This window comes from Aeromonas sp. PrichA-15 (genome assembly GCF_017939245.1).
Classification (GTDB): domain Bacteria; phylum Pseudomonadota; class Gammaproteobacteria; order Enterobacterales; family Aeromonadaceae; genus Aeromonas; species Aeromonas caviae.
Map to the genome: position 1 here is coordinate 1 of NZ_JAGKRH010000129.1, position 447 is coordinate 447.

Consider the following 447-nt stretch of genomic DNA (forward strand, 5'->3'; position numbering starts at 1 on the left):
CATGTAGTGGTACAGGTCAAGAATAATCAACCGAAGCTGTATCAAGCGGTTCAATCGCAATTCCAGTCACTGTTTGACGCCCAGAAAGAGAAGATTGTCGTCGAGCACAAAGAGAGTGGACATGGCCGCCAGGAAGAGCGTTATGTGTTTCAATTAAAAGCCAAATTACCGCCAGAGTTGACGGAGAAATGGCCGACAATCCGCAGCATCATTGCCGTTGAGCGTCACCGCAGCGCCAACGGAAAAGGAACGGTAGATACCTCTTACTATGTCAGCTCGTTATCCCCCAAGCACAAGCTGCTAGGGCACTATATACGGCAGCACTGGCGGATAGAGAACAGCCAGCATTACATTCTTGATGTGGTGTTCAACGAGGATGCTTCCAGGATAGCGATGGAGGATGCGGTCGAGAATATGGCGCTATTCCGGCGGTTCGTATTGAATATC

Annotated in this window: 1 pseudogene; it reads left to right on the forward strand. The window is 49.7% G+C overall.

Annotated elements, in window-relative coordinates:
- Positions 1-447 (forward strand): annotated as a pseudogene (locus J9889_RS15895) (ISAs1-like element ISAs1 family transposase); the annotation flags it as partial.